At 65.5% G+C, this 22,773-nt stretch carries 25 protein-coding genes and 1 pseudogene; 14 read left to right on the forward strand and 12 right to left on the reverse strand.

The annotated features are described in order from the left end of the window. The first annotated feature begins 11 nt into the window (after window positions 1-11). Entirely contained in the window at window positions 12-950 is a 939-nt protein-coding gene (locus CH306_RS14270) for an endonuclease/exonuclease/phosphatase family protein (RefSeq protein WP_094646926.1), read from the forward strand. Here the strand turns inward: CH306_RS14270 and CH306_RS29765 are convergent. Further along, window positions 951-1,327, reverse strand: a pseudogene (locus CH306_RS29765) (VOC family protein). It abuts the gene before it with no gap. 93 nt (window positions 1,328-1,420) lie between these two features. Here CH306_RS29765 and CH306_RS14280 point away from each other — a divergent pair. Beyond that, complete coding sequence (locus CH306_RS14280; protein ID WP_179272893.1) at window positions 1,421-2,383, forward strand: MsnO8 family LLM class oxidoreductase; 963 nt, start codon at window positions 1,421-1,423, stop codon at window positions 2,381-2,383. Here CH306_RS14280 and CH306_RS14285 read toward each other — a convergent pair. Then, complete coding sequence (locus CH306_RS14285; protein WP_032393977.1) at window positions 2,359-3,258, reverse strand: LysR family transcriptional regulator; 900 nt, start codon at window positions 3,256-3,258, stop codon at window positions 2,359-2,361. The genes CH306_RS14280 and CH306_RS14285 overlap by 25 nt on opposite strands. A gap of 130 nt (window positions 3,259-3,388) precedes the next feature. On the opposite strand from CH306_RS14285, the gene CH306_RS14290 reads away from it, so the two are divergent. Then, window positions 3,389-4,711, forward strand: a complete 1,323-nt coding sequence (locus CH306_RS14290) for an NAD(P)/FAD-dependent oxidoreductase (RefSeq protein ID WP_094629511.1) — start codon at window positions 3,389-3,391, stop codon at window positions 4,709-4,711. Window positions 4,712-4,721: 10 nt separating this feature from the next. On the opposite strand, the gene CH306_RS14295 is transcribed toward CH306_RS14290, so the two are convergent. Genes CH306_RS14295 through CH306_RS14305 form a run of 3 tightly spaced genes read right to left on the reverse strand, consistent with a single transcriptional unit; the run spans window position 4,722 to window position 7,257 of the window. Continuing rightward, window positions 4,722-5,372, reverse strand: coding sequence for a response regulator transcription factor (locus CH306_RS14295; RefSeq protein WP_094646929.1), 651 nt, complete (start codon window positions 5,370-5,372; stop codon window positions 4,722-4,724). Next, window positions 5,369-6,631: a sensor histidine kinase gene (locus tag CH306_RS14300; RefSeq protein WP_179272892.1), complete on the reverse strand. Its 1,263-nt coding sequence runs from the start codon at window positions 6,629-6,631 to the stop codon at window positions 5,369-5,371. The genes CH306_RS14295 and CH306_RS14300 overlap by 4 nt, the downstream gene beginning before the upstream one ends. 35 nt (window positions 6,632-6,666) lie before the next feature. Further along, window positions 6,667-7,257, reverse strand: coding sequence for a hypothetical protein (locus tag CH306_RS14305; RefSeq protein ID WP_256981163.1), 591 nt, complete (start codon window positions 7,255-7,257; stop codon window positions 6,667-6,669). 163 nt (window positions 7,258-7,420) lie between these two features. Here CH306_RS14305 and CH306_RS14310 point away from each other — a divergent pair, with 163 nt between their 5' ends. Further along, entirely contained in the window at window positions 7,421-7,621 is a 201-nt protein-coding gene (locus tag CH306_RS14310; protein ID WP_032393980.1) for a hypothetical protein, read from the forward strand. A 17-nt stretch (window positions 7,622-7,638) separates the two neighbouring features. On the opposite strand, the gene CH306_RS14315 is transcribed toward CH306_RS14310, so the two are convergent. The 3 genes from CH306_RS14315 to CH306_RS14325 are packed head-to-tail and all read right to left on the reverse strand — an operon-like array spanning window position 7,639 to window position 9,358. After that, window positions 7,639-8,163: a SixA phosphatase family protein gene (locus tag CH306_RS14315; RefSeq protein ID WP_032394193.1), complete on the reverse strand. Its 525-nt coding sequence runs from the start codon at window positions 8,161-8,163 to the stop codon at window positions 7,639-7,641. After that, window positions 8,150-8,692: a GtrA family protein gene (locus CH306_RS14320; RefSeq protein ID WP_032393981.1), complete on the reverse strand. Its 543-nt coding sequence runs from the start codon at window positions 8,690-8,692 to the stop codon at window positions 8,150-8,152. The genes CH306_RS14315 and CH306_RS14320 overlap by 14 nt, the downstream gene beginning before the upstream one ends. A gap of 60 nt (window positions 8,693-8,752) precedes the next feature. Continuing rightward, window positions 8,753-9,358: a TetR/AcrR family transcriptional regulator gene (locus CH306_RS14325; protein ID WP_094646932.1), complete on the reverse strand. Its 606-nt coding sequence runs from the start codon at window positions 9,356-9,358 to the stop codon at window positions 8,753-8,755. A gap of 66 nt (window positions 9,359-9,424) precedes the next feature. On the opposite strand from CH306_RS14325, the gene CH306_RS14330 reads away from it, so the two are divergent. The 3 genes from CH306_RS14330 to CH306_RS14340 all read left to right on the forward strand — a co-directional run bounded on the left by CH306_RS14330 (window position 9,425) and on the right by CH306_RS14340 (window position 11,444). Continuing rightward, window positions 9,425-10,081: a GAP family protein gene (locus tag CH306_RS14330; protein ID WP_179272891.1), complete on the forward strand. Its 657-nt coding sequence runs from the start codon at window positions 9,425-9,427 to the stop codon at window positions 10,079-10,081. A gap of 35 nt (window positions 10,082-10,116) precedes the next feature. Further along, entirely contained in the window at window positions 10,117-10,383 is a 267-nt protein-coding gene (locus tag CH306_RS14335; protein WP_045201033.1) for a hypothetical protein, read from the forward strand. 140 nt (window positions 10,384-10,523) lie between these two features. Beyond that, window positions 10,524-11,444 carry a CPBP family intramembrane glutamic endopeptidase gene (locus tag CH306_RS14340; protein ID WP_094647039.1) on the forward strand — a complete coding sequence of 307 codons (921 nt, stop codon included), beginning with the start codon at window positions 10,524-10,526 and terminating at the stop codon, window positions 11,442-11,444. On the opposite strand, the gene CH306_RS14345 is transcribed toward CH306_RS14340, so the two are convergent. Next, window positions 11,434-11,943 (reverse strand): GNAT family N-acetyltransferase, encoded by a 510-nt coding sequence (locus CH306_RS14345; protein ID WP_094646934.1) that lies wholly within the window; start codon window positions 11,941-11,943, stop codon window positions 11,434-11,436. The two genes, CH306_RS14340 and CH306_RS14345, sit on opposite strands and share 11 nt — an antisense overlap. Window positions 11,944-12,018: 75 nt before the next feature. On the opposite strand from CH306_RS14345, the gene CH306_RS14350 reads away from it, so the two are divergent. From CH306_RS14350 to CH306_RS14380, 7 genes are all read left to right on the forward strand, one after another. Continuing rightward, the gene (locus tag CH306_RS14350) at window positions 12,019-14,091 is read left to right on the forward strand and encodes an HNH endonuclease signature motif containing protein (protein ID WP_143545393.1); all 2,073 of its coding nucleotides are present in this window, start codon (window positions 12,019-12,021) and stop codon (window positions 14,089-14,091) included. Between the two features lie 151 nt (window positions 14,092-14,242). After that, window positions 14,243-14,794 carry a biotin transporter BioY gene (locus CH306_RS14355; protein WP_179272889.1) on the forward strand — a complete coding sequence of 184 codons (552 nt, stop codon included), beginning with the start codon at window positions 14,243-14,245 and terminating at the stop codon, window positions 14,792-14,794. Next, entirely contained in the window at window positions 14,791-15,912 is a 1,122-nt protein-coding gene (locus CH306_RS14360; protein WP_094646936.1) for an AMP-binding protein, read from the forward strand. The genes CH306_RS14355 and CH306_RS14360 overlap by 4 nt, the downstream gene beginning before the upstream one ends. Further along, complete coding sequence (locus CH306_RS14365) at window positions 15,909-17,042, forward strand: thiolase family protein (protein ID WP_094646937.1); 1,134 nt, start codon at window positions 15,909-15,911, stop codon at window positions 17,040-17,042. The genes CH306_RS14360 and CH306_RS14365 overlap by 4 nt, the downstream gene beginning before the upstream one ends. A 10-nt stretch (window positions 17,043-17,052) precedes the next feature. Continuing rightward, window positions 17,053-17,733 (forward strand): energy-coupling factor ABC transporter ATP-binding protein, encoded by a 681-nt coding sequence (locus CH306_RS14370; RefSeq protein WP_032393986.1) that lies wholly within the window; start codon window positions 17,053-17,055, stop codon window positions 17,731-17,733. Continuing rightward, window positions 17,730-18,356 (forward strand): energy-coupling factor transporter transmembrane component T family protein, encoded by a 627-nt coding sequence (locus CH306_RS14375; protein ID WP_094646938.1) that lies wholly within the window; start codon window positions 17,730-17,732, stop codon window positions 18,354-18,356. Before CH306_RS14370 ends, CH306_RS14375 begins: the two co-directional genes overlap by 4 nt. Continuing rightward, window positions 18,346-19,761, forward strand: a complete 1,416-nt coding sequence (locus tag CH306_RS14380; protein ID WP_256981164.1) for an AMP-binding protein — start codon at window positions 18,346-18,348, stop codon at window positions 19,759-19,761. Before CH306_RS14375 ends, CH306_RS14380 begins: the two co-directional genes overlap by 11 nt. Here the strand turns inward: CH306_RS14380 and CH306_RS14385 are convergent. The 3 genes from CH306_RS14385 to CH306_RS14395 form a co-directional block, all read right to left on the reverse strand. Beyond that, on the reverse strand, window positions 19,700-20,491 hold the full coding sequence (locus CH306_RS14385; protein WP_371828352.1) for an acyl-[acyl-carrier-protein] thioesterase: 792 nt from the start codon (window positions 20,489-20,491) through the stop codon (window positions 19,700-19,702). The two genes, CH306_RS14380 and CH306_RS14385, sit on opposite strands and share 62 nt — an antisense overlap. A gap of 36 nt (window positions 20,492-20,527) precedes the next feature. Further along, a complete protein-coding gene (locus tag CH306_RS14390) occupies window positions 20,528-22,066 on the reverse strand; it encodes a C40 family peptidase (protein WP_094646939.1) in 1,539 nt (512 codons plus the stop codon). Window positions 22,067-22,185: 119 nt separating this feature from the next. Further along, complete coding sequence (locus CH306_RS14395; protein WP_094646940.1) at window positions 22,186-22,758, reverse strand: vitamin K epoxide reductase family protein; 573 nt, start codon at window positions 22,756-22,758, stop codon at window positions 22,186-22,188. Window positions 22,759-22,773 lie beyond the last annotated feature (15 nt).

The raw sequence follows: 22,773 nt of genomic DNA on the forward strand, positions 1-22,773 counted from the left end.
ACACTCCGCTCATGGTTTCGGCATCGGTGGCTCTGTTACTGCTCTTGGCAGCGGTGGTGGGCATCGCAGCGCACCTTGTCGACGCCCGTGGGCAGGCGATGCTCGTCTTCGGTGCTTTGGCACATGTCCTCATGCTCGCCGCGGTGCCGGGCACTGTTCTCGCGGCCGTGGCGTTCGGTTGGTGGGGGCTGGCGGCGGGCGTAGTTGTATCGGTGGGCGCCGCCGCCACACAGATTCCTCTGTACAGGCACCGCTCCCGGACGGCGGCGGAGTCGGAGCTGACGGTGTTGCATGCCAACATCTGGTTGGGTCAGGCCGATCCCGACGCGTTGGTCGCGCTGGTCGAGCGGCACCGACCCGACGTGCTCACTCTTGTCGAACTGACGCCGGAGGCCGACGCCCGCCTTCGCCCGGTGCTGTCCGGCTCGTTGCCGTACGCGCATGTCAGCGCTGCTCCCGGCGGCGAGGGCACCGGAATCTACAGTCGCTTCCCGCTCGTCGACGAGCAGCGTCACGACGGTTTCGTGACAGAACTGCTCTCCGCGCGGGTGGAGATGCCGGGCCGGCCGCTGGTGTTCGCAGTCCATCCGGTGCCGCCGTGGCCGCGGGAGCCGTCCGAATGGGTACGTGAGCTGGGGCTGTTGCGCCAGCTGCTGGCCAAGATCCCCGTCGACGACGGTCCGGTGGTGGTGGCGGGCGACTTCAACGCGACGCAGGACCATCGGCGGTACCGAGATCTACAGGACGGCCGGTTCGTCGATGCGGCGGTGGCCACCGGGGCGGGCATGCTCAGGACGTACCCGGCGCACACGTGGTATCCGCCGGTGATCGCCATCGACCACGTTCTGGTGGCAGATCTGGCCGTTGGATCGGTGGAAGCCGTGACGATTCCCGGCTCCGACCACCGCGGCATCCTGGCTCGGCTGGCCTTCGGTCCCGGTCAGCGCTGATCAGGACTGTGCGGGCAGTTGCTGCACCGACCACTTGTTGCCGTCGGGGTCGGCGAAGTACACGAACGTGCCCCAGCCTTCGTCCTTCGGCGGGTCGATGGTCAGGCCGGCTGAGGTGAGGTGCTCGTAGGCCTGCTGGACGTTGTCGACGACCATCAGGATTCCGGCGCGCCCTTGCCCGGCTCGGCGTCGGTGATGTTCTCGCCGATCGCGATGGAGCACGCCGAGCCCGGGGGAGTGAGCTGGACGTACCGGATGCCGTCCCAGGGGCGGGCATCGTGGTCGGCGTTGAAACCGATCGAGACGTAGAAGTCCTTGGCGCGGTCCACGTCGGTGACGGCCAGGGTGACGAGTTCGAGCTTCATGGTGAGGTTCATGAAGCAATAGTGACGACCATTGCGGACAACTTCGGTCCGCGTCGAACGAACAGTTCGAGAAATATGCCCGACGCCTCGTCGGTTGAGATATCCGTGTTCTTCTCATTGCTCGACAGGTCCCGCACGCGATCCGGTTTCGACGACGCCTCGGCTCTGCGTCATACCGTCGAACGAGCGGTACATGCGGAGAAGATCGGGCTGCATCGGTTCTGGGTGGCCGAGCATCACGGCGTTCCCGGGATCGCGTCGGGCGCGCCTGCGGTTCTCGCGGCGGCGGTGGCGTCGCGCACCTCGCGCATTCGCGTCGGATCCGGCGGGGTGATGCTGCCCAACCATCAGCCGCTGGTCGTGGCCGAGCAATTTCTGATGTTGGAGTCGCTGTTTCCCGGCCGGATCGACCTCGGTGTCGGTCGCTCCCTCGGTTTCACCGAGCCGGTTCGGGCAGCATTGCGCAGTGAGCGGACCGACACGTTCGAGGCCGACATCGCCGAATTGCGTTCCTATCTGGACGGTTCGGGTTCGGTGACGGCCCGGCCCGCTGTCCCGTCTCCGCCGGTGTTCGTACTCGCGACGGGAGCCGGTCTCGAGGTTGCCGCTCGCGCTGGGCTTCCGGTCGTCGTCGGCGGACCGATAGTGCATCAAGACGATCCATTGGCGCTCTACCGCAAGCATTTTCGTCCCTCGCCGTCGAATCCCTCACCGTACGTGATCGTTTCGTTGGACGTGACCATCGCAGCGGACACCGCCGATGCCCGCAGGCTCGCCGTCCCGGAGGCGTGGGCGATGGCCAGATCCAGACGTGAGGGTGAGTTCCCGGCTCTGCAACCGGCGTCGGGGATCGATGAATCACAGTGGACGCCGCAGACGCGGAACCGAATCGAGGCGTCGTTGGCGTCGAGCATCCTCGGCACGGCCGGGCAGGTCCGTCCGCGGCTGGAGGAGGTGGTCGAGCGCACCCGCGCGAACGAGATCATGGCGTCGACGTCGACGTACGATCGCGCCGAACTGTTCGACGCCGATGCCGCGTTCGCTCAGCTCGCAGGGGTGGCGGGTTGAACCGGTGCCGTCGCTGCCAGGGCGGCCACCAGGTCGCGTTGAATGTCGGTGATGGGCACGGTCGCGTCGACCACTGCCGATACCGGTAGTCGCAGCCTGCGGTCGGCCTCGGTGCGGAAGACCAGGCCGGTCTTGGGGGTGCTGTCGGCGGTGCTGGCGTACAGGATGGACCAGCATTGTGGGTTCTTGAGGAGTTCGGCGCTCGCGGTGTGATCGGACGCCACGGGCGGTCCGAAGCTCAGTGGCAGTCCGCTCCGTTTCATCTCACGCTCGATCACCCGGTGCAGCAGGATCTGCTCGCTCCGTTTGGGAAGTAGCAGGGGGTAGCCGGCGAGCTGACTCAGACTCGGGTTGCTCTCACCCGCCAGAGGATGCCCCTCGGGGAGGACGACGACGAGGTCTTCGGTCCACAGCTCGGTGACGTGCAGACCGGAGCGTTCGACGCTGCCGCGGATCAACGCCACCTGGCAGTCGCCGGACGTCACCGCTTCGATCTGTTCTGCGAATCGTTTCAGGACGAAGTCGATCTCGGCGTCGGGATGGCGCTCGCGTACCGCGACGATGGCGGAGATGGCGTTGGCTGCGAAGGTCATGTTTCCGGTCAGGCGCAGCTGATTACGTTTGCGCGTCGTCAGCGCCAGGGCGGCTTGCTCGAGCTCCACCATGTGCCGGGCGATGGACACCAATTGTGCTCCGACAACGGTCAATCGGACGGTACGAGAGGTTCGCTCGAACAGGGGCTCACCGATTTCTCGTTCCAGCTTGGAGATCTGCAGGCTGATCGCCGATTGCGAGACGTAGCAGCGTTCGGCAGCGCGGGAGAAGTTCAGTTCCTCCCCGACCGCGAGGAAGTATTTCAGCTGCCGCAGTTCCATGCGGCCATTCAATCATGAGTTCTGCTCATAGATGCTATTTCAACTTCCGCGTTGATAGAGCATCGCGGTCGGAGTTTCATGGAGGTAGTTCTTCGTAGAGGAAAAGACTCGAGCCGAAAAGGAAAGTGCTGTGCAAACGTACGACGTCGTCATCGTGGGATCGGGATTCGGAGCATTGGCCGCCGCCAAGTCTCTGGGCAAGGCCGGTGTGACGTTCTCGCTGATCTCCAGCACCACCGAACACCTCTTTCAGCCGCTGCTCTACCAGGCCGCAACCGGAATGCTCTCGACGGGCGAGATCGCCCCGCCGATCAGGCGCATTCTCGCGCAGTACGAGTCGGCCGACGTGCGTCTCGGACGCGTCGTCGATGTCGATCCCGAGGCGCACCAGGTCACCTACATCGGTGCCGGGCAGAGCCACACCATCGGCTTCGGTCGTCTCATCGTCGCCACGGGAGCCACGCAGGCGTACTTCGGTCGTGACGAGTTCAAGGACCGCACGTTCGCGCTCAAGACCGTCGACGACGCGATCGCTCTGCGTGAGCAGATTCTGAGCTGCTACGAATCCGCGCACCTGACAACCGATTCGGCTGCTCGTAAGGAGCTGTTGAGCTTCGTCGTCGTCGGTGCAGGCGCGACGGGTGTCGAGCTCGCAGGTCAGATCAGGGATCTCGCGCACCGCTACTTCGCCGGCTCGTTCCCGGACATCGATCCCGACGACGTCACGGTGACCCTCGTCGACGGTGTCAAGGAAGTGCTGCCGGCGTTCGGCGGCAAGCTCAGCGCGTACGCCCGTACGAAGCTCGAGAAGTCGGGCGTCGACGTCGTCACCGGTGCCATGGTCACCGATATCGCCGACGACGTGGTGACGGTGCAGGACGTGGACACCAAGACGTCGAGGACGTTCGCCGCCAAGACGGTCATCTGGTCGGCGGGCGTGCAGGCCAGTGACCTGGCGGCCACCGTTGCCGAGCGGACCGGGTGTGAGACCGACCGTGCCGGACGGCTTCTCGTGCACGACGACCTGACGGTCGGTTCGGCGAAGGACATCTACGCGATCGGCGACGTGACGTCGCTGAACAAGTTGCCCGGTCAGTCGCCGGTGGCGATGCAGCAGGGCAGGCACGTTGCGAAGATGATCATCGGAAAGGTCGACGCGGGAACGCCGTTCGAGTACACCGACAAGGGCAGCATGTCGATCGTCGGCCGCTTCAGCGCGGTGGCGCGGCTGTTCGGCAAGGTCGACATGTCGGGACCGATCGCGTGGATCATGTGGCTCGCGGTGCACCTGATGTACCTGGTCGGCTTCCGGAACCGCTACGTTGCGGTGGTGTCGTGGATGACCTCGTACATCGGTGACAAGCGACCGCACTTCCAGTACACCGACCATTCCGCTTCGCTGGAGGAGCACACCAGCGACACTGCCGACGAAGACGAGCGCAGAGCGGCCTAGTTGTGGAGACTTAGGTCGCGATGCCGTTGCGGTAGGCCCAGATCACCACGTGCACTCGGGTATTGACCTCGAGTTTGCGGCAGATGTTGCCGATGTGGGTCTTGACGGTGCTCTGTTCGACCTGCAGTGAACGGGCGATCTCGTTGTTGCCCAGTCCCTCCGCAAGTAGTCGAACCACTTCCATTTCGCGCAGACTCAGGTCGTGTTGCGGTGCAACGGGAGTGGTTCGAATCGGCCTGCCCCGGCGAGCGAACTCTGTCATCAAGCGCGGGGTCAGTCGTGGAGAGAGGACCGCTCCGCCGTCGGCGACGGTGACCACCGCGTCGGCGAGTTCGTCGGGGTCGGCGTCCTTGAGCAGGAAGCCGGACGCTCCGCTGTCGAGAGCTGCGAACACGTACTCGTCGAGGTCGAACGTGGTGACGACGATGACGCGAACGCTGTCGAACTGTGCGAGTATCTCGCGCGTTGCAGTCAGTCCGTCGCCGTTCGGCATCCTGATGTCCATCAGTACGACGTCCGGTCGCAGTGCCGACACCTGCTGCACGGCATGCCTTCCCGAGCTCGCGTGCCCGACGACCTCGATGTCGGGATGGCCGGCGAGGAACAGCTCGAATCCCTGCCGAACGACGGGCTGATCGTCCGCGATGAGTACGGTGATCATGCCGGCATCTCCTGTGGTCGAGAGATCTTTCCGCCGACAGGTAGTCGAGCACGCACGGTCCACGTCGCTCGGTCGTCGGACGATCCTGCATCGAGGGTGCCGCCGAGTAGTGCGGTGCGCTCACGCATTCCGGGGATGCCGAACCCCTGACCCGAGGACTCGCGCAGCTCGGAGCTGTCCGGCGTGAGCGTGTTGGTGACGGTCACCTCGATGGCCGAGTTTAGGTTGGATACCTCGACGTAGACATCGCAGTTCGGCGCATGGCGTCGGGCGTTGGACAGCGATTCCTGAACGACGCGATAGCACGTCAACTGCACCGCGCTGTCGGTGTCGTCGCTGTCTGCGAGGATGCTCGTGTCGATGCGCCCGAACGACATTCGTGACTGCTCGATCAGTTCGGGAAGGTCGGCGATCATCGGCTGCGGAGCGCTGTTGTTCGTCTCGCTTGGGCGCAGTATGCCGACGATCTGGCGTAGGCTGTCGAGGGTCCGTTGGCCGTGATCGATTGCGCCGGTGAGTAGTTCGCGTGCCTGCTCGGGGTTGCTCGTGATGAGTGTCTTGGTTGCCTTGGCTTGGATGAGCATGCCGGTCAGGTGGTGGGCTGCGACGTCGTGTAATTCGCGTGCCATGGCTCTTCGTTCGTTGTCCAGGGCTGCGTTCAGCTGTTGCCGGTGTTCGAGTTCGGCTCGGCCCAAGGCGGCCTCACTCTCGAGTTCCTGCGCGCGGTTTCGTGCGATGTACTTGCCCAGTGCGATGAGCACCGTGTAGTTGATGGCGAGGTTCGCGATCTGCTCGGCGACCACGCCGATCGTGCCACCGGGGCCGGCCGCGGCATCCGGGTAGGACAGGCGGGTGTCGACGCTGACTGCGATTTCGAGAATCAGCCCGACGGCGATGGGAGCGAACAGGCGTGGCCCGGTCACCCGAATTGCCAAGGCGACGATGGCGAACCAGTACAGCGGGGTGAACCCGAGAGTCCGGTCCGGCAGGACGAGTATGAGCGCGACGCTGATCGCCACCACCGACAGGTATGCCGTGACGGGAAAGGATCGGCGCACGCACGTCACCGCGGTCATCGCCAGCAGGGCAACGACACTCACCGCGATCAGTGGTGGGCTGCTGACCAGTTCGTCCCGGGTGTCACCGACGGTGCCGGTGGAGAGTTGGAATCCGGCGTAGAAGAGAGTGGCCAGGAGCATTTCGATCGGCAGTACCACGGGATTGCGCGGCCGCCACGCGGGTCTGAACCTGCGCAGCATCCTGGAACCAGCCGGCACCCGAGCACCACCCAGCATCAGAGTCGACTCCGTTCTCCTGCCGCATCTTTCGAGCTCGAGCTCTTCGTACCTGCAGTTTTGGAACCCAGCACCCACAGCGGTCCGGTGACGAACCAGAAGAACGTGATGACGCCCAGTGGCTGGATCACGGTCTTCAGCGCTGCTGCCTGCTCCGAGTCTGCCACGGTGTAGGCCAATGCGTAGGTGATCACCAGCGCGATGGCGGCGGCGCACAGCCATTTCGCGAATCCCCGAATCTCGTTGCGGTAGGCCTGCGGGCCGGTCTTCGGGGGCTTGACCGGTGCGGGTCCACCGGCGAATCGGTGCGCGAACCGCGCATCGAGCCACGCCACGGTGGAGTGTGCAAATACGACCGTCCAGCCGAGGTAGATCCCCGCGAGGCGGTGGGCGAATTCGACCTCCCCGCCGCGGTGTAGGTCGAGTGCCACCGCGGCGACGAGGACGACATCGAGGACCGGGAGCAGAGCCAGGGTGAGGGTGCTGGCGCGCCGCATCCGTGCCACGTAGCGCAGGCACAGTCCGCCGATCACCAGAACCCAGAAGCCGACCTCACAGATCGCGATGGTGAGCAGAATCGGATTGTTCATGGACCCGATCTCACCTCAGCGGACGCCGCTGCGATACCCCCGCGGAGGCGTCGTACCTGGTGGTTCGGCCGAAGGTACGACGCGGCTCTCCACCGAAAGTCGTAGCCGAACGCGCTACTGTGGAATTACGCATACAGGACACGCAGGCGACAGGGAGTCCGTCATGGCAGGCAAGAAGATCGACAGAGTGCACGCACAGTCCGCGTTGGAGACGGTGCGCGAGAACCCCGGCATCGCATTGATCGCCGCCGTGCCAGTACTGGCGGTAGCGGGACTGGTCTGGTGGCTGCTCGGGTTCCCCGCGTTCCTGCTGCTTCTCATCGCAGCAGGCGGAGTTCGGTACCTCTACGCCGGGCGTCGCTGACTACCGACAGACACTGATCACTGATCGGCGCGCGGGATGCAGAACTCTGTGATGGTTGCCGAGCCTGCGGCCAGCTCTGCCCAGGACGCCTCGGTGGTCAGCACTGCGATGGCCGAGGTGGGAAAGCGGTGTCGCACCTCGCGGGCCAGGTCGGTGTCGTCGTCGGCCGCCAGTTCGAGTGCGGTCCAAGGGATTCCGGGTTCGTGCCCGACGACCAGCAAGGTCGATACCGTCACGTCGTCGAAGTAGGTGTCGGCCAACCGGATTTCGTCGATGATCTCGTCGGCGGATCCGCCGTAGATGTCTCGCTCGAAGCGGGTGGGTAAGTCGCCGAGACCGGTAGCAGCCAGGGTCTCGCGGGTGCGCAGAGCCGTCGAGCACAGCACTGCGTCGACTGTGCCGACGTGCTCGCCGATCCAGGCTCCCGCGAGCGCCGCCTCGCGTTGGCCGCGGGCGGCCAGGGGGCGTTCGTGATCCGGTACTCCGTCGGGGTAGCCGGATTTGCCGTGCCTCATCAGCACGAGGGTCCTAGTGGTCGCCATGCCGTCCACCGTAAACGGTCAGGGCGGCGGGATCGGGAAGAACGTCCACCTGCTCCGGGAAGACGAACTTGCGCATCGCCCACCATCGGAAAGCGGTTGCCAGCAACGTGCCGATGATGGATCCGCTGACGAAGTCGGCGATGTTCTCGGTGAGGAAGGACACGTTCGGCGAACGCAGATCCAGCATGTAACTCGACACCCACAGCGGTAGCTGGTTGATTGCCAGGCCGGTTCCGGCGACGGCGAAGAACAGCGCTGCCTCGTGGTGGCGACGTCGTCCGCCGCGTGCTGTGAACGACCATTCCCGGTTGAGGATGTACGACACGATCGTCGCGATCAGCACGGCCAGAACGTTCGCTGTCACCGGCTTGTCCTGCAGGATCGTCCACTTCAGGCCGAAGAACAGTACGACGGTGACGACGAAGGTGATCGCTCCGACGATGAGGAACTTGAGGGCCTCGGCGTGCTTGACGAGGGGCTCGAGCCAGCGCTGGGGAACGTGGTCGGTGAGGCGGTCGGACACATGCATCCCATCGACGTTACCTCGAGTAACGGATCGGGCCGGATTCGTCGCGGCTGCGAAGAGGGCCTAGAGCCGCGTCTTCAGGTGGTCCCGCAGCATTCGACGGACCTCTTCGGTCGCGAGTTGCTCGGGATATGTCACTGCCTGCAACGTCAGTCCGTCGACGAAGGCGTGCAGTTCGGCAGCCGCGCGTTCGTCCGTGGCGGTGTCGAAGGTGAAGGCGGGGGAGTTCGGTCGATCGAGGTCGTGCAGGTGTGCCCACGCGAGTCGGCACAGATACCGGCTGCCGAACCACCCGGCCGTCTTGAGGGTGGAGAGTCGTTCGTCGACTCTGGCGCGCACGATCGCTTCGAGCCACACCGACGCCTCGGCGCGGCGGTCCTCGTCGAGTGGCAGCATCTCCTCGAGGACGCGGATAGCTCGCGCCAGGCCGTCGCCCTCGGTGGAGTGGGCCTCCAGCCGCGTTACGACGCGTTGCGTCATGGCCTCGGCCGCGAACAGGACGAGTTCTCCTTGGTCGGAGAAGTAGTACCGCAGTGATCCGGGGGACACGCCGGCTTCGGCGGCGACGCTGCGTACCGTCGCCCCGTCCATTCCTGCTCGTTCGATGACGCGCCATACGGCGGCGACGATCTCCGCCCGGCGCGCATCGTGGTCGACGATCTTCGGCATCGCTCTGTTCTAGCACGAAGAAATCTTTTTCATACAGCTGTGCCAAAATCCTGTTACGGTACAGCTGTGTCAATTCAGCTGATCGGGCTTGCGCTGGTGGACAGCATCGGCGTCGGGACCCTTGCGGTTCCGCTCTGGATGATGCTGCGGCCGTCATTTCGAGTTCGAGTGGTACTGGTGCACCTCGGCGTGCTGGGGCTGCTGTATCTCGGGGTCGGGCTCATGCTGCTGACGCTGCTCGAAGACGTGACCCTTACGTCCATGGCCCATGCCGTGCCCGGAAATGCGTGGGTGCGGATGACAGTGGGTGTGGTCGTTCTGGTTGCGGGCCTCGTCTGCGATCGGGGACGTCGACGCCCGAGCGGTACGTGGTGGATGCGGGCACCGGCGAGCGCTCGAGGGGTGGCCCTCCTCGCTGTTGCAGTGGGCACGGTCGAGGTGGCGACGATGCTGCCTTACGTCGCCGCGATCGACGCGGTGGCCGCGTCCGGCCGGGGACGGGCGTTCTCGGTCTCGATTCTCGCGGTCTACGTACTCATCACCCTGCTGCCTGCTCTGCTTCTGCTAACCGTCAAAGTGGCTGCATCGCAACAGTTTCCGTCGCTTCAGCGGCGTCTGATGCACCGCGTCCAACGCTGGAGTCAGGACATGGTGGGAACGGTGGTGCTCGTCGTGGGTGCGCTGCTGGTCGCAGATGCGGCCATCGAGATGAACCTGGTGTGACGTCGGCCCCGGTCGACTCGAGGAAAGGATGGGTCATGAGGGCAGGAAAATTTCGGGTAACCGATGCGCGCAGCATCGTCATGATGGTCGTCGGGGCAGTCTTGGCGCTGTTCTTCTGGGACCTGCGGGTGTTCTGGTTCCAGGGCGGACCACTCGGTTGTGTCCTGATGGTCCTCGCTGTGGTGGACGTATGGGACTCGCGGCGCGCCACCGGCAGGCGAGCAATTGTCGGGGAATTGCGCGACGACATTTTCGGACGCGAGGATTCGACCGACACACCGGACCGCGATGGTCGACGGTGACTCACATCCCCGCGACGGTACTGAATTTTCGGTCCCCCCGTGATAAACAGGTCCGGGGGTCGACAGCTGTTCGATAACAGGCGATGCGGTGCTGAGTGGATGGTGGTGACCTGGTGGCGAGCAGTCTTGATGCGAATGCCATGGCTCACTCGCGCCGGCGAGGCCTGACTGCAACCGGTACTACGGTGATGATTCTGTGCCTGGTGGCCGGTTGGGGCGTCGTCTACTTCATCGGCCTGGTGGGTGCGCTGTGGCGTTTCCGCGAGCCGAATGCACCTGCGCCCGTACTCACGTTGTCGGATCAATGGATGGACCTTGCGGTCGGTCTGGTGCAGGTGGCGGTAGGGGCGGCGGCAATCGCTGCGGTGTATTTCGTTCGTCGTCGCACGTTGCCCGCGGTGTGGCCGATGCGTCGCGGCACTGCGCTCGAGGCCGCGCTCACCTGGTGCGCGGCGATCGGTGCCGCGTCTGCTGCGCTGCTCGTCTTGTCTCGCATGGACATCGTCCGATTCAGCTTCTCGGTTCCGGCCTCGGTCGAATCCGATTGGCTCGCTGTGGTTTCTGCGCTCGCAGTGGGTCTACGCGAAGAGCCGATTCTGGTGGCGCTACCGGTGTTGCTGCTCGTGGGCCGGCTCCCGATCTGGGCGATCATGGCGTTGTCGGCGACGATGCGAGGCCTCCTCTACATGTACTTCGGTGGCGGCGGATTTCTGTGGGCATTGTGCTGGGGTGCCGCGGCGGTCTGGGTGTTCTACCGCTACCGGCGGCTGTGGGTGTTGATCGCCGTCCACGGACTGGTGATGAACATCCAGGTGTTCGATCGAGTGATTCCATCCGAGAATTCGGCGACCGTTCTGCAGTGGATCAACATTCTGATCCTGTTCGCGGCACTGCTGTGGTGGCTCACCCCGCGTGCGCTGGAGGCGTTCCTGCCGAACACGGTGGCCGTTCGGTACGGCGATGCGACCGTCGAGACGACTCCGGTGGTGGCCGAGGTGGTCCTGAACCCCGAGAAACTCGACCCCGACGAGTCCAGACGAGAGCCGCCGGTCAAGCCCTGACCATGCGGGCTTCGAGGCACTCCCAGATCGGGTCGAATTTCTCGGTGCCGTCCAGCTCGAATCGATGTTTGCGGTAGAACGCCACCGCACGATCGTTGGCCGCTGCCACCCATAGGTATGTCGATGCCTCCCGGTCGACGACGGTGTCCATGAGTTCTGTTGCGACTCCGGTGCCGTGGTGCTCGGGCACGACGTTCAGTGACCACAGTTCGGTCGGTGCCGGCGGATCGTCGTCGCGTGGTGGTCCGCCGGTGGCGAAACCGACGATGCGTGAACTACTGGTGTCGACGGCGCAGCGGGTCCGCACACCGCGGCTCGACTGCTCGTCGCGGCGGGCGATGATCTGCTCCCATCGTTCGATGCGGTCGCGAGGGCGGATTGCATCGAGCTTGGCTCTGTTCATCATTCCCGCGTACGTCGCTTTCCAGATCGCCACGTGCGCTGCACCGAGCTGTTCTTCGTCGCCTGGGCGGATGTCGCGAATCGTGTAGCCGGCCACGGTTGTAGTTGTACCGCTACGGCTCGTGTTGTTCGTCGGATTTTCTTGTCGGACCCCTCTCGTACTATCGAATGCATGTTCGATAATGGTGGGTGGGGGGTGGCGCAGACGCCGCCGGTCGACGACTGCATCGCGGGCTTTCTCGACGTCATTGCACTCAACCGTGTCAACGAGAACCTTGCTAGGGCGGCGACCGTGCTCGCGTACTGCGACGTGCTCGAGATGCGCCTCGAAGCAGCCGAAGCCGACGGCGGAGATCCGGGCGAGACCGTCCGCGGTGCCCTGTGCGATCTCGCCGTGACGATGACCGGAACGCGTCGCGATGCGTCCGTTGTGCACGATGTCGCGGAGCGTCTGCATCGAATGCCGTTGACCGCCTTACGATTCGTGACCGGCAGCTTCGACTGGTCGACGGTGGTCACGATCACCTCGGTGCTGCACCGCGCCGGTGACGAGGCCATTGCAGCGATCGAGTACGAGGTCTGTGCGGCGGGTGGCCGAATGCGTCCGCAGGCGTTGCGCAACCGGATCTGGCGGCTGTGGATGAAAGCCGATCCGGTGGGAGCCGCAGCTGCCCGAGAGACCGCGAAGTCCGAGGAGGTCGGTGTGCGGATCGACCGCACCGGTCCGGGCGGCATCGCATCGCTCATTGCGAAGATCACCGATCTCGAAGCAGCCGAAGCGGACGCACTCATCGTCGAGATCGTCGGGACGGTCTGCAAGCGCGACCCACGATCGACGGGCACGCTGCGGGCCGCGGGTCTGATGGCGTTGCTGCACGGCGAGCATTCACTGGTGTGTCAGTGCGATCGCGGCGACGACTGCCCGGTGGCCGGCGCTGCCGACGATATCCCTCCTCGACGCGGGCATCTCCTCCAGATCGTGGTGGCGGTGGAGACGCTGCTGGGGCTGTCCTCGGAGCCCGCAACCCTCGCCGACGGCACACCTATCGACCCCGAAGTGGTGCGCCTCGTTGCCGCCGACGCGAAATGGCAGGCGCTGCTCACCGAGCTGGTCGAGATGCTGAAACCCGAACAGAGAAATTCGGGCGACGACGGATCGAACGATGACGGCCGGGACAGCGGTGGCCCCGATGACGGCGGTCCAGACGATGATGGCCCCGATGACGGTGGTCCAGACGATGGTGGCCCGGACGGTGGTGGCAGCACGTGCAGCCCCGACGTTGGTGGCCCTCTCGCCGGTGGTGGCAGCACGTGCAGCCCCGACGGACCGGCCCCGGAACGCCCCGACGGGCGTTCGCACTCCGGCCCCGGCCGTGCCGGCGTCCGCAGCGGCGATGTGTCTGGTTCGGTGTCGGGTCCGTTCGGGCCGTTCTCGACGGCTCCGCCGCTTTCGCGTCGGGTCGTCGGCATGGGCCGGGTGCGTGGTGCCGCCGAGCTTCCGTCCGCGCGTCTCGTGGATGCCCACTGTTGCCCACCCGTGAATCCGATACTGGGGGAGGAGTCTGTCCGTGACGGGCTCGTCGCACGGTGGCTTGCGTGGATTGCCGATCAGCCCGAGCGTGCTCGCGGCATCTTTCCCGACGGTCATGGCGGCGAATCGGCTCCGTCGCAGTCGGCGGTGACGTATCGGCCCGGTGCCCGCGTCGTCGCGTTCGTTAGGGCTGCGTATCGCACCTGTACGTTTCCGAATTGCGACGTGCCGTCGGCTCGGTGCCAGATCGATCATCTGGTTCCGTTCGATCACGACGATCCCGAGCGCGGCGGCTGGACGATCGTGACCAATCTTCAGCCGGTGTGCGTCTTCCATCATCAGGCGAAGACCTCGGGGGCGTGGTCGGCGGTGATGCTCGCCGGAGGCGCGATTCTGTGGTCGAACTCTGTCGGTCTACGTGCGGTCTCGTTGCCGGACTTCTCGATCGCCTCGCCTCTCCGACGCCACCGACGCCACCGCCGCCACCGCAAAAGTACATCGGCCGGGACGTCGCTGTCCCCGGCCGAACCCACCCGTTGGGAGCTCGAGTACAGCGGGTGTGCACCGCCGACACTCGAGGACTTTCGTTGTGCAGCAACGGAAAACGAGAGGCGGAAGCTCGCAGAGAAGAGGCGGGCCTACCTCGAACACTGTCGTGTCGTCCATGCGCGTGTTCGGTACGACCGCACCCGATACGACCCTCCGCCCTTCTGAACAACACCGCGCCGGTGTGGCACAGGCCGCTGGCCTGCTACCTTGAACGCCGTTCAAGTCTCTGGGGCAGGTCACCGCCCCACTCCTCGAGGAGCCACCCGTGTCAGATGTAGACCGCAGTACTCGCCGACCGAGACGTAAGGTCGGGCGAATGAACGTCTCGGCCCGCGACATGGCGCAGATCGCAGTGTTCGCCGCACTCATCGCCGCGCTCGGCCTGCCGGGATCCATCACGGTCGGATTCTCGGGTGTGCCCATCACCCTGCAGACCCTCGGCATCATCCTGTCCGGTGCCATCCTCGGACCCCGCAAGGGCACGGCCGCGGTCCTGGTGTTCCTCGCCCTGACGATGATCGGTCTGCCGCTGCTGGCCGGCGGGCGTACCGGCCTCGCAGCGGTGGCCGGGCCCACCGTCGGGTACCTCGTCGGCTGGATCCCGGCTGCATTCCTGATCGGCCTGCTCACTGCGCGAATCCTGCCCAAGTACTCGATCGTGCTCGGCCTGCTGATCAACGCGGTCGGCGGAATCCTGGTCGTCTACGCATTCGGCATCATCGGGCTCGTTCTGCGCACCGACGTCGGACTCTGGGCCGCCGTCACGTCCAACGGACCGTTCCTGCCCGGTGACATCGCCAAGGTCGTCGTCGCGACCGTCGTCGCCAAGAGCGTCCACCGTGCGTACCCGGGCCTGATCAAGGCGTGACCCTCGAGCTGGGAGGTCGAGGCAACGGCACCGCGATCGTCCGGGCGGGTCGCGTGCTCACGTACACGGACCTCGACGCAGCCGTCGAGCAGTGGCCTCACCTCCCGGTGCACGATGCATCGACGCTCGATCTGCCCGAGGTGTTGATCTGTGTGTTCGCGGCGGCCAGGCAGGGCAGCGCGGTGCGGGTCGAGGATCCGGCCATCAGGCCGGAACGTGCCGACGAGCAGAGTCCCGACGCGTTCCTGCTGGTGGCGACGTCGGGCTCCACCGGTCGCCCGAAACCGCTCGCTCGCACCGTCGCGTCGTGGGTAAACAGCTTCCCCGAATTCACCGCCATCTCCGGTATCCGACAGTCCGACACCGTGCTGATCACCGGACCGCTGCACGCCACGATGCACCTGTTCGCAGCGGTGCACGCACTGTGGCTGGGGGCGTGTATCACCGATGATCCTGCGCAGGCCACTGCCGTTCATGCGGTGCCTGCGGTACTCCGTGACGTCCTCCGCCGGATGCCTCGCGCGAGGGTTGCCGTCGCTGCCGGCGCCGGCCTCGACGATGCTGCCGCGCAGACGATCTCGGCGCAGGACATCAGGCTGGTCGAGTACTACGGCTCGGCGGAGCTGTCGCTGGTGGCGGCACGAGTCGTGGGCGAGCACTCGTCACTGAGGCTGCTCCGTGACGTCGAAGCACGCACCGAGGACGGGTATCTGTTCGTTCGATCGCCGTACGCTGCACTGGGTGCGCGCGATTGGTTCGGCGTCGGTGATCTGGCCGAACTGAACGGGTCCGAACTCCTCGTCCACGGCCGCGGGGATGCAGCGATCAACGTGGGCGGAACCACCGTGATCGCCGAGGACGTGGAGAACATCCTGACCGCACTCGACGGCGTCCGAGCTGCGGCAGCGATCGGTACACCGCACGCGGTTCTCGGCGAAACAGTCTCTGCCATAGTCGAACTCGACGGAACCCGCGACCTCGACCTCGTCCGCGCCGACGCCCGCGCCATCATGGCCAAGGAAGCACTGCCGCGACGGTGGACGGTGGTGCAGCAGTTGCCCCGCACCTCGAGCGGCAAGATCGCGCGAGGGGCATTGCAGGGAACGGCCCTGCAATGATGATCCCTGCTGTGCATGCGCCCGTCATCGTTGCGGCGAAACGCACGGCAATCGGTATCGCCGGGCATGGATTCGCCGATGTCACCGCCCCCGAGTTGGCCGCTCCTGTGCTGAAAGCTGTTGCGGCAGAGATTGTCTCACTCGACATCCCGATCGACGACGTGATGCTCGGCAACTGCCTCGGTCCCGGCGGCGACGTCGCACGTGTCTCGGCGCTGCTCGCGGGTCTCGGTCTCGACGTTCCAGGTGTCACCGTCGATCGGCAGTGCGGATCCGGACTCGACGCCGTCGTGCAGGCCGCGTCGCGCATCCGCAGCGGCGACGAGACACTGATTCTGGCTGGTGGCGTCGAATCTGCCAGCACCAGCCCGTGGCGATTCTGGCCAGCGGTCGACGGTGAAGCACCCGTCCGCTACACGCGAGCGCCGTTCGCGCCACCCGGCTTCGCGGACCCGGACATGGGCGTGGCGGCGGACGACCTCGCGCGAATCCGCGGTATCGGACGCGAACGCCAAGATGCCTACGCGGCACAGTCTTTCGCGCGCGCGGCGGTCTGCGACTTCTCGGCCGAGATCGTCACCGTGAACGACGTCGCAACCGACGAGCGTATCCGCCCCAACATGACCGCTCAGCGGCTCGGGAGGCTGCGCCCCACCTTCACCTCCGACGGCACCGTCACCGCGGGCAACTCCTGCGGAATATCCGACGGCGCAGCGATTCTGGCCGTCACCACGGCCGAGCGCGCAGCCGGGATGCCGGCGTTGCGCATCCTCGGTAGCGCGGTCGCAGGGTCCGACCCGGCTCTTCCGGGACTGGGTCCGGTGCCGGCGATCGAGAAACTGCTCGCCCGCACCGGGGTGCGCATCGCCGATATCGACACCGTCGAGATCACCGAGGCGTTCGCGTCGGTCGTGCTCGCGGTCTCGGACGAATTGGGCCTCGACGAGGGTCTTATCTGTCCGGAGGGTGGGGCCATCGCCATGGGGCACCCGTGGGGAGCATCGGGCGCAATTCTACTGGTACGGTTGGCATCTCGAATGCTGCAACCCGGAGGACCGGCATTGGGCCTGGCGGCCTGCGCCATCGGCGGCGGGCAAGGGATAGCGATGCTGGTGGAGCGGGCAACATGAGCGAGGTTGTATGAGTACGGTCAGGTTCGAGAACATTTCGCACTCGTTCGGGGAGCGGCAGGTGCTCTGCGGCATCGACCTCGAGTTCGACGAGCGGCGCATCGGCATCATCGGATCCAACGGCTCGGGCAAGTCGACGCTCGCCCGGATGATCAACGGTCTGATCAAGCCCGATACCGGCCGCGTCACGGTCGACGGCGTCGATGCCGCGAAGAAGGGTGCGCAGGTCCGCAAGAAGGTCGGCTTCGTGTTCACCGATCCCGATTCGCAGATCGTGATGCCCACGGTCGCAGAGGATCTCGCGTTCTCGTTACGCAGGTCCGGCCTGAGCAAGGCCGAGGTAGCCGAGCGGGTGGACGAAATTCTGGTCCGGTTCCGTCTGGATCGGCACCGCGACCATCCGGCGCACCTGCTCTCGGGTGGACAGAAGCAGCTGCTCGCCATCGGCGCGGTCCTCATCCGACGGCCGGAGGTGGTCGTTGCGGACGAACCGACAACCCTGCTCGATCTGCGCAATGGTCGCGTCGTCGCGCAGGCTCTGGATTCGATGGATCAGCAAGTGATCGTCGTGACCCACCAACTGGCACTGTTGGACAGCTTCGAGCGCGTCATCGTCATCGACGACGGGCGTGTCGCATTCGACGGGGCTCCCGCCGCGGCCGTTCCGGCCTACCGAGAGCTGATCGGATGATCGGTCTCTATCGGCCCGGGACCTCGCTGCTGCACCGGATGAGCCCGGGATCGAAGTTGCTGGCACTGATCGTCGCGATCCTGGCGACGGTGATCTTCGCGCGCACTCCGCTCGAAGTAGGTGTGGTGGCGCTGCTGGTCGCGGTGTTGTTCGCAGTGGCTCGCATTCCGGCGAAAGTGGCACTGGCGCAACTACGTCCGGTGCTGTGGATGCTGTTGATCATCGGTGTGTTCCAGGTGATCATCACTACCTGGCAGCGCGCTGTGGTGGTGTGTGGGGTGCTGGTGATCTCCGTTGCTCTGGCGGCTCTGGTCACCCTCACCACCCGGGTGACCGACATGCTCGATACCGTCACCGGGGCGCTCGGTCCCGTCCGACGCTTCGGCGTCGATCCGGATCGCATCGGACTGCTCCTGGCTCTCGCCATTCGGTGCATCCCGCTGCTCGCGTCCATCGTGCAGGAGGTGTCGCAGGCGCGTAAGGCACGCGGACTGCAGTGGTCGATGACGGCGCTGGCAACACCGGTCCTGGTGCGTGCTCTCCGTACCGCCGACGCCATGGGAGACGCGCTCGTCGCGCGCGGTGTCGATGACGATGACGTGAGAAGAGACGATGACGAGTGAGTTGCTCGCCGCCCGGATAGCGCGGCATGCCGACAGTCCCGAGGCGGCGGTCGTCGATGCGACCGGGGGGATCTCCTATCGTGAATTCTGGGGTGCGGTGGAATGCACCGCGGGCTCGTTGGCGGGCACGAGTCGCATCGCGGTGTTGCCGACGTCGGATATCGGGTCCTTGGTGGTCGTCGTCGCGGCGATGCGTGCCGGGGTGAGTGTCGTTCTGCTGCATCGACATCTGTTGGCTCATGAATTCGCCGACGCCATGGCGGTGTGCCGGCCCTCGCTGATTGTCGCGCATCCGCGTCGGCACGGGCGGTTGCATGGTTGGGGTGCAGGCAACGTGGTCGCACCGGGCGATCTTGCACTCGGGCCCACCGAAATCATCGCCACGCCCACACCGAAATCGGAGTTGCTCGTGGGCGTCACCTCCGGAACCACCGGTCCGCCCAAGTTGTTCGTGCGCAATCAGGCGTCGTGGGCGGCGACGCTGGATCGCTCCGATGCCCTGTTCGATCTCGGTCCGGGGGATCGGGTGTCCGCGCCCGGCACTCTCGATCACACGCACTTCCTCTACGGTGCGTTGCACGGACTGACCCGGGGTGCGACGGTCGACCTGCGGGAGCCGACAGCGGCGCTCGAAGATGCTGCGACTCATCTGTATTCGGTCCCGACCATTGCCTGGGACATCGCTCGTTCTGGAGTGCGATCGGCAAGTGTCCGTGAGGTGCTCTCGTCTGCGGCGCGGTGGGCGGAATCGGGTAGGGCAGCGCTGGCGGCGGTACTGCCCAACGCAGGGCTGACACACTTCTACGGGGCGTCCGAGCTGAGTTTCGTGTCCTACGACCGAAGTGAACGCGATGGCGTAGAAATCAGTGGGCAGGTGTTCGACGGGGTCGAGATCGAGATCAGGGGCGAGCTGCTGTACGTCCGCAGCGACATGCTGTTCGACGGCTATCTGAGCCGAGTGGGAGACCACACGACCCTGACGAACGGTCCGGACAGAAACGGGTGGATGACGGTCGGCGATCGCGGCAGAGTCGAGGACGGTCGCCTGACCTTGCGCGGCCGCGGCAGCGAGACGATCGTCCGGGCCGGTCTCACGGTGGAGTTGACTCCGATCGAGGCAGCACTGCTCGCAGTTCCCGGTGTGCTCGAGGCCGGGGTGGTCGGGTTGCCCCACGACCGAACCGGCGAGGAACCTGCGGCCGGAGTCGTTGTGGCGCAGAACGATCCGATATCGGTGGCTCGGATTCGCCGGCACCTACGTACCGTACTGCCGGGTCCCAGCCTGCCGGTGGTGCTCGCCGTCGTGGACAGCTGCCGCGTACGCCGCGCGGCAAGCTCGATCGTCAGGCTCTGGCGGCAACCTTGGCCACGGTGCGCACCGTCGGCTCGCCCGACGCTCCTGTGACGACGAACCAGACGGTGAGCGCCCCTCCGTCGTAGCGGTGGCGCAGAGTGACACGCTCGTTCGCCAACACCGGGCTCAGGTATTCGATGACGGCTCGGTGCGGCGCGGCAGCCAGCTCGGGCACGTCCACCAGCAACTCCTCGATCGCATGCCAGTAGACAGCGTTGTTGAGGTGGTTGAACGGATCGATATCGGTTGCGCGCAAGGGGAATTCGAGGTCGGTCGGCGATTCGGCCTGCACTGGCTCGGTCAACCACGCCTTCCATCGCAACCGGTGCTGATCGGTGGTGCGTCCCAGCATTTCCAGTGCGCCGTCACTGATGCGGGTCGGCATTCCGGTGTCCTTGCTGATGTTGATCCAGAAGCCCTCGGTCTCGATGCGCCCACCCTTCGGTGTCGTCAGTGCCACCCGCATGTTGGACCATCGCGTCGACATCGAGGAACACCAGCGCCGCATATGGACGCGGTCCGGGAAGTGGATCGGCTCGAAGACGTCGATGACGGTGCGTCGCACGATCCACATCGGATCGGTCTTGCCCAACGGTGTGGCATCGAGGTTGTCGGTGCCGATGTCCTGCAGGTAGCGGGCAACGCCGTCGAACCGCAGTCGGTTGTTCGGATCGATGTCGCCGGTCCGCACCGGCCAGCTGGCCTCGAAACCCTCACCGGGCGGCGGCTCCGGTGCAAGTTCGTCGTCGAAGCCTGCCGGTTCCACGCGTGCATTGGTCACGATGGCACTGTACGCGGACAGGCCGAATGTGCACTGTCAGACGATGTGCCGGGCCCGCATGCCGTCGAACACCGGTGCCACACGCACCACGTCTCCGGTGGTGGGAGCGTGCACCATCTGCCCGTTGCCCATGTAGATCGCCACGTGACCCGGCCCGGCCGGGCCGAAGTTTCCGAACAGCAGGTCGCCCGGTTGCGCGAGCTCCATCGGGACCTCGGTGCCCACGTTCCACTGGGTTTCCGAGGTGCGGGGCAGTGTCACTTTCCCGCCCGAGGCCTTGTACAGGGCATACGACGTCAGGCCTGAGCAGTCGAATCCACCGCCGGACGGTCCGTTGATGTTTCCGCCGCCCCATACGTACGGCAGTCCCAGGTAGTCCATCGCCAACTGCACCGATCGGCCGCCGATTCCGGTGAGGTCGAGTCCGGCGAAGGGCGTCAGGATCGCGGCGAACTGCGCTTCGGTCGCTCGGATGCGAGAGACGTACGGCTTGGTCTGCGTCTCGTAATCGAATGTGCCCGAGGGCATGCCGCCCGATCGCAATACAGCCCCTGCGCCTGCGTTGTATCCGGCCAGGGTCAGATCCAAGGTGTCACCGGACACCTTGCCCTCCCGCTTCCACCCGTCGACCTGTCCGTAGATATCGCACAGCAGTGTGCCCGACGCCATCACCGAATCGCCGATGCTGTTGACGTCGGCGACGCCGTTGCCGTCGTAGTCCTTGCCGTACGTGGCCCATGTGCCGGGCATGAACTGCCCCGGTCCCTGCGCGCCGGTGCTCGAGACCGGAGCGGTTGGGCCGTGTCGAAAGCCGTTCTCGGCGGCATACAGTGCCGCGATGGTCGTCGCCTTGACGCCGCCGCAGATGTTGCCTGCCTTCTGCAGCCACGGCACGAAGGCCGTGATGGCTCCCACTGCACCCAAACCGATCGGGCCCACGTTGATGCCGGTGAACGTGGCGGGTTGACCGGGGAACAGCGCACGCCGAATGGCCTCGGCCGACGCCATGAACGCGGTCTGGGTGGCGATGTCGGCGGCGGTGTACGTCCGGCCGGCGAATTGAACGGCACCCGCCCCGAGGGCGGCTGCGGTGGTGGACACCGCATTCGACGAGAACACACTGAACGGCAGTGGCGCAGAGGGGGAACCGGCAGTCGACGTGGTCGACAGTGCGGCGGGCAGGGCGGCAGCAGTCGTCGGGTCGGTCGGTACCGCAGAACCCTCGGCTGTATCCGTGCCTGCTGCTTCTGCGCTTGCCGCCTCCGCGTCGGCTGCTTCGATGTCTTCCACCGTCGGCAGATCGGGGAGCATCGGTTCGGCGGCGGTGTGTATGCCCTCGGCGGCGTCGGAGAGGGTGCGGTCGGCGATGTCGGCGGCAGGTTCGGGCAGGGTCCCCAGGAGTTCGGTCCACTGATCACTCATCGTGTTCGCCTGATCCTCGGCATCGGCGGCAATCGCGGCCGCCTGATCCTTCACCGCCTGATCGGGAATCGGAGCCGGGGCGTCGGTTCCGGCGACAACTCCGGCGGCGGACACGATGACGGCAACGATGACTGCGAATGGATCGCCTGCCATGTATCGACTCCTGCTACTCGAACGACCTTCCCCGAGCCAGTGGCTGTGATCAGGCTCACTCGGGTGCTGCTCCCATCATGCACGGTGCAGACGTTCGACTCATGAGTTTTGCGAAACTGTCAGAACAGGGATGCCCAGTAGTCCGAGAAGCGGATTCCGATGAGCGCGACGACGATTGCGTACCACACCGCGAGCAGCGTCCACCGCCATTCGAGGAAGAGGCGGCCGACGGTGCCGCCGTTGTTCGGTCCGGAGCCGATCAGTCGGCTCAGAACCAGCACGAACAACGGCATCGTCACCGCCCAGACCACCATGCAGTACGGGCACAGGGCGTTGATCTCGTACAGGCTCTCGAAGATCAGCCAGTGCACGAACACTTCACCGAGCAGCAGGCCGCCGCTCATGCCGAGCCAGAACCAATGCGGCAGTTCGACGCGGCCGAGCCACAGCACCCCGGCGACGAGCGCGACGGAGAACGCGACGATACCGAGGATGGGGTTCGGAAAACCGAACAGCGCAGCCTGTTTCGTCACCATCACCGACCCGCACGAGAGCACCGGATTCAGGCTGCACGACGGGACGTACGACGCGTCCTCGAGCAGTTTGAATCGCTCGATCGTCAGCGTCAGCGCGGCGAGCAAGCCGAGAGCGCTGAACAGGGTGAAGACAGCGGCACCAGCGCGGGTTCTCATGTCGGTCGTCGGATG

The organism is Rhodococcus sp. 15-725-2-2b (genome assembly GCF_002259075.1).
GTDB lineage: Bacteria > Actinomycetota > Actinomycetes > Mycobacteriales > Mycobacteriaceae > Rhodococcoides.

Coding starts and splice junctions, on each gene's coding strand:
- CH306_RS14270 (WP_094646926.1), top strand. CDS start 12: ATGGTTTCGGCATCGGTGGCTCTGTTACTGCTCTTGGCAGCGGTGGTG.
- CH306_RS14375 (WP_094646938.1), top strand. CDS start 17,730: ATGATCGGTCTCTATCGGCCCGGGACCTCGCTGCTGCACCGGATGAGC.
- CH306_RS14355 (WP_179272889.1), top strand. CDS start 14,243: ATGAACGTCTCGGCCCGCGACATGGCGCAGATCGCAGTGTTCGCCGCA.
- CH306_RS14300 (WP_179272892.1), bottom strand. CDS start 6,631: ATGCTGCGCAGGTTCAGACCCGCGTGGCGGCCGCGCAATCCCGTGGTA.
- CH306_RS14315 (WP_032394193.1), bottom strand. CDS start 8,163: ATGGCGACCACTAGGACCCTCGTGCTGATGAGGCACGGCAAATCCGGC.
- CH306_RS14365 (WP_094646937.1), top strand. CDS start 15,909: ATGATGATCCCTGCTGTGCATGCGCCCGTCATCGTTGCGGCGAAACGC.
- CH306_RS14340 (WP_094647039.1), top strand. CDS start 10,524: ATGGCTCACTCGCGCCGGCGAGGCCTGACTGCAACCGGTACTACGGTG.
- CH306_RS14305 (WP_256981163.1), bottom strand. CDS start 7,257: ATGAACAATCCGATTCTGCTCACCATCGCGATCTGTGAGGTCGGCTTC.
- CH306_RS14310 (WP_032393980.1), top strand. CDS start 7,421: ATGGCAGGCAAGAAGATCGACAGAGTGCACGCACAGTCCGCGTTGGAG.
- CH306_RS14370 (WP_032393986.1), top strand. CDS start 17,053: ATGAGTACGGTCAGGTTCGAGAACATTTCGCACTCGTTCGGGGAGCGG.
- CH306_RS14390 (WP_094646939.1), bottom strand. CDS start 22,066: ATGGCAGGCGATCCATTCGCAGTCATCGTTGCCGTCATCGTGTCCGCC.
- CH306_RS14325 (WP_094646932.1), bottom strand. CDS start 9,358: ATGCCGAAGATCGTCGACCACGATGCGCGCCGGGCGGAGATCGTCGCC.
- CH306_RS14335 (WP_045201033.1), top strand. CDS start 10,117: ATGAGGGCAGGAAAATTTCGGGTAACCGATGCGCGCAGCATCGTCATG.
- CH306_RS14285 (WP_032393977.1), bottom strand. CDS start 3,258: ATGGAACTGCGGCAGCTGAAATACTTCCTCGCGGTCGGGGAGGAACTG.
- CH306_RS14380 (WP_256981164.1), top strand. CDS start 18,346: ATGACGAGTGAGTTGCTCGCCGCCCGGATAGCGCGGCATGCCGACAGT.
- CH306_RS14320 (WP_032393981.1), bottom strand. CDS start 8,692: ATGCATGTGTCCGACCGCCTCACCGACCACGTTCCCCAGCGCTGGCTC.
- CH306_RS14350 (WP_143545393.1), top strand. CDS start 12,019: ATGTTCGATAATGGTGGGTGGGGGGTGGCGCAGACGCCGCCGGTCGAC.
- CH306_RS14395 (WP_094646940.1), bottom strand. CDS start 22,758: ATGAGAACCCGCGCTGGTGCCGCTGTCTTCACCCTGTTCAGCGCTCTC.
- CH306_RS14295 (WP_094646929.1), bottom strand. CDS start 5,372: ATGATCACCGTACTCATCGCGGACGATCAGCCCGTCGTTCGGCAGGGA.